This window comes from Roseomonas sp. TS2 (genome assembly GCF_058833935.1).
In genome coordinates this window covers 1-3,987 of sequence record NZ_JCACVY010000276.1, presented here as the reverse complement: position 1 = coordinate 3,987, position 3,987 = coordinate 1, and the positions used below count along the sequence as shown (strand labels likewise).

Below are 3,987 nucleotides of genomic sequence, written 5' to 3'. Positions count from 1 at the left end.
CCACGGTGAACAGCGGCGAGGCGAAGTTCACCGCCGTCGCGTCGGCCAGCGGCACATGGGCCAGGGCATGGGAGAACAGGAAGTTGGCCGAGGCCAGGCAGAGGCTGCGCGCCGCCTGCAGCCCGAGCGCGCGGGACCGCCAGGGTAGCGGCCCGGTGAAGACGCGCAGCAGCAGGGCCACGAACAGGATATGGAAGGCGAAGCGCGCGAAGATCAGCTGCGACACGGCGTAGTCCGCCGTCATCAGCTTGATGGTCGTGTCCATCGCCACGAAGAAGGCGATGGCGACCAGTTGCAGGGCGATCCCGGCGAAGGTGGCGGACATGTCGGACGATCATGCCACCCGTCCGGCGCTCCGGGCAGCCCGGGCGGAAGAAAAAAACGCGCCCACCCGCCGCCGCCCTCCCCTCCCGCCGCTACAATGGCCGGCGGGACAAACGGAGCGGGGCAGAACCTTATGTCAGTGTCGATCCTGGAGCAGCGGCGCATCGAGGCCGCCTTCGCCAAGGGCATCTACGAGGAGATGGCGGCCGAGCTGGGCGAGGAGGCGGCGCGGCGCATCCTGCGCAATGCCGTGGTCAAGCTGGCCAAGCAGGCCGCCGCCGGCATGGCGGCCGAGGCGCCGGAGCCCTCGCTCGAGCACTTCGTCAGCATCCAGCCGCGCTGGACGCGGGAGGACGCGCTGCGCGTCGAGGTGGTGCGGCAGGATGCGGAGAATTTCGATTTCAACGTCACCCGCTGCCGCTACGCCGAGAGCTACAAGGAGATGGGCCTGCAGGAGCTGGGCGCCATCCTCTCCTGCAACCGCGATGGCGCCTTCTGCGAGGGCTACGACCCCCGCCTGAAGATGACCCGCACCCAGACCATCATGGGCGGGGCCACGCATTGCGATTTCCGCTACCGCTGGGACGAGGCCGCCAAGGCGTGAGATGAAGCAGGGCCGGGGTAGGAAACGCCCCGGCCCCCTCGCGCGCTCAGCGGCGCAGCAGGATCTCGGCCGCGGCGGTGGAGGCGACGGCCACCTCCTCGGGCGCCGTGACCGGCGGCGGGGCCGATTCGCGGCGCGCCGCGGTGGACATTGCCATCATCCGCGGCATCGGCACCTCCGGCGCGTCGAGCCGCAGATGCCGGATGCCGGCCACCCGCAGGCCAAGCTGCGCGGCCACCGCCTCGGCCCGCTGCCGCAGCGCCTCGATGGCGAGCTTCCCCGCCTCCTGCCGCGCCGCCGTCTCCGCCTCGCGCGAGAGCCGCCAGCTCAGCTCGCCCATCGCCAGCCCCTGCCCCTGCAGCCGGCCCACCAGCTCCAGCAGCGCCGCGGGCTCGGCGGCGCGCAGGTTCAGCGTCTGCGATGCGGTCCAGCTGCGGCCCTCCTCGACACGGTTGGTCCAGTAGCCGCCCGTGCTGGCGCGCAGGCCGGAGACGCCCTGCGCGGCCGCGAGGGCCTGCTCCATCACCCGGTTCACCTGTGCCTGGACGGCGGCGGCATTGGCGCCGCGCGCCTCGGCGCGCAGGCTGGCGCGCAGCTCGTCGGGCGCGCGCAGCACCTCGGCCGTCTCCGAGAGGCTCAGCACCGTCTCCGGCAGCGTGGCGGTGGAGGAGGCATTCGCCGGGTTCTCCGCCGGTTGGGCCGCCAACGGCGCGGCGCCGCCGAGGCCGGCGATGGCCAGAGCCGCGGCGGCCAGGGCGGTGGCCGGCAGGCCAGGGAATCGGGTCATGCGAAGCTCCTTCACGTCGGTCCGCCGCGGATATCGGCGCGCGGGGCGCGGCGCGGAAGCCCGCGGCGCGCACAGATGCGCGGGCGGGGCAGCCATCCGCATCCGGCACCCCTCCGTGGCTCTACAGCCGCGCCGAGGCTGTCTAACCTGGGAAGCCCTGCCGCCGGAACCCGCGCATGCCCCTCTGGATCGCCATCACGCTGACCGCCGCCCTGCTGCAGACCTGGCGCACCGCGCTCCAGCAGAAGCTGCGCGGGCAGCTTTCGGTCAATGGCGCGGGGGTGGTGCGCTATCTCTACGGCGTGCCGGTGGGGGTGCTGCTGCTGGCCCTGTACGCCCTGCTGATGGGGCATGTGCCGCCCGGCCCCACCCTGCCCTTCCTGGCCTTTGCCGCGCTGGGCGGGCTGCTGCAGATCCTCGGCACCAACCTGCTGATCCTCTCCTTCGGCGCGCGCGGCTTCGCCGTCGGCACCGCCTATGCCAAGACCGAGGCGGTGCAGGGCGCCATCCTGGCGCTGGTGCTGCTGGGCGAGCAGCTCTCGCCGCTGGCCTGGCTCGGCATCGCGGTGGGGGTGGGCGGGGTGCTCTACCTCTCGCTGGCCGGCAAGGCGATGGACGCCGCCACCCTGCTGCGCGCCACCACCCAGCCGGCGGCGCTGTACGGGCTCGGCGCCGGCGCCTGCTTCGCGCTGACCTCCATCTTCATCAAGAGCGCCAACCTGGAGCTGCCGCACCCGGACCCGATCCTGCGCGCCCTCGTCACGCTGGTCGCCGCCAACATCCTGCAGAGCGTGATGCAGGGCGGCTGGCTGGCGCTGCGCGAGCCGGAGCAGATGCGCGCCGTGTTCCGCACCTGGCGCACCAGCGCCCAGGTGGGCGCCCTCTCGGCCTGCGGCTCGGCCTGCTGGTTCAGCGGCTTCGCCCTTGCCCCCGTGGCCATGGTGCGCGCCCTGGGCCAGACGGAGATCCTGTTCACGCTGCTGTTCAGCCGCTTCTACCTGCGCGAGACGCTGAAGCGCAGCGAGGTGGCGGGCGCCCTCATCGTGGTGCTCGGCGTGGTGCTGGTGCTGGTGGGGCGCTAGAGCAGATCCCGGGCGGGCTGCCTTGCCCGACCGGGCGGAGATGCGCGCCGGAACAAAGAGCCAGAGCATCGTCCGTGAACCCGCGCGGACGGAAAGCGCGCGGGCCGGCCGCCCCGGCCCGCCGCCACTTTCCCCGCCGAGCCATCGGCTTGTCATCGGCCCTTCATCGCCCTGTCACGGGCGCCCCCTATAGGCGGCGCAACGCAAAGGGTGGCCGATGCTTGAGCTTCAGAACATTTCCCGCCGCTTCGGCGCGACGCAGGCGGTCTCCGGCGTCAGCCTGAAGGTGCCGGCCGGCCAGATGGTGGGCGTGATCGGCCGTTCGGGCGCCGGCAAGTCCACGCTGCTGCGCATGATCAACCGCCTGACCGAGCCCTCCGAGGGCCGCATCCTGCACGACGGCGTCGATGTCACGGCGCTGCGCGGCCAGGGGCTGCGGGACTGGCGCACCCGCTGCGGCATGATCTTCCAGCAGTTCAACCTGGTGCAGCGGCTCGACGTGCTGACCAACGTGCTGGTGGGGCGGCTGAACCACCGCCCCGGCATGCTCGGCACCGTGGCCACGCTGTTCAAGCACTTCCCCGCCGAGGAGCGGGCCATGGCGCTGATGGCGCTGGACCGCTTCGATCTCGCCGACCAGGCGCTGCAGCGCGCCGACACGCTCTCGGGCGGGCAGCAGCAGCGCGTCGCCATCGCGCGGGCGCTGATGCAGGAATCGCGCATCATCCTGGCCGACGAGCCGATCGCCAGCCTCGACCCGCGCAACGCCCGCACCGTGATGGACGCGCTGCGCGACGTGAACCGGCGCGACGGCATCACCGTGCTCTGCAACCTGCACCACCTGGACACGGCGCGGGAATACTGCACCCGCGTCATCGCCATGCAGGGCGGGCGGATGATGTTCGACGGCCCGCCCGAGGGCCTGACCGCCGCCCGGCTGCGCGAGATCTACGGCGTGTCCGAGGCCGAGTTCAACGCGCAGAGCGCCATGGACCACGCGCCACGCGCCACCGCCGAGGCCCCGGCGGCCTGACGAGCTTCCGGCGGGCAGGCGCCCGGCCACAAGGCCCGCGAACGCCCGCCCGCCCAGAAAGCCCGCGGGCGATGCCCGCCTACAAGGAGAGACAGCATGATCACCCGTCGCACGCTGGCCGGCCTGATGGCCGGCGCCGCCCTGCTGCCCGCCGCCA

5 protein-coding genes are annotated in these 3,987 nt (G+C 72.8%); 3 read left to right on the top strand and 2 right to left on the bottom strand.

Annotation, left to right across the window (positions count from 1 at the left end; all coding sequences use genetic code 11):
* Positions 1 to 325: DMT family transporter (locus tag ACZJYS_RS23195; protein WP_493180485.1), on the bottom strand; the 325-nt coding region annotated here is incomplete at its 3' end.
* A 132-nt stretch (positions 326 to 457) separates the two neighbouring features.
* Between ACZJYS_RS23195 and ACZJYS_RS23190 the strand changes: the two genes are divergently transcribed.
* Complete coding sequence (locus ACZJYS_RS23190; RefSeq protein ID WP_493180484.1) at positions 458 to 928, top strand: L-2-amino-thiazoline-4-carboxylic acid hydrolase; 471 nt, start codon at positions 458 to 460, stop codon at positions 926 to 928.
* A 46-nt stretch (positions 929 to 974) separates the two neighbouring features.
* On the opposite strand, the gene ACZJYS_RS23185 is transcribed toward ACZJYS_RS23190, so the two are convergent.
* Positions 975 to 1,715, bottom strand: a complete 741-nt coding sequence (locus tag ACZJYS_RS23185; protein WP_493180483.1) for an SIMPL domain-containing protein — start codon at positions 1,713 to 1,715, stop codon at positions 975 to 977.
* Between the two features lie 176 nt (positions 1,716 to 1,891).
* Here ACZJYS_RS23185 and ACZJYS_RS23180 point away from each other — a divergent pair, with 176 nt between their 5' ends.
* Together ACZJYS_RS23180 and phnC are read left to right on the top strand one after the other, a co-directional pair.
* Positions 1,892 to 2,797 (top strand): EamA family transporter, encoded by a 906-nt coding sequence (locus tag ACZJYS_RS23180; RefSeq protein WP_493180482.1) that lies wholly within the window; start codon positions 1,892 to 1,894, stop codon positions 2,795 to 2,797.
* A gap of 217 nt (positions 2,798 to 3,014) precedes the next feature.
* The gene (gene phnC / locus ACZJYS_RS23175) at positions 3,015 to 3,830 is read left to right on the top strand and encodes a phosphonate ABC transporter ATP-binding protein (RefSeq protein ID WP_379635398.1); all 816 of its coding nucleotides are present in this window, start codon (positions 3,015 to 3,017) and stop codon (positions 3,828 to 3,830) included.
* Positions 3,831 to 3,987 lie beyond the last annotated feature (157 nt).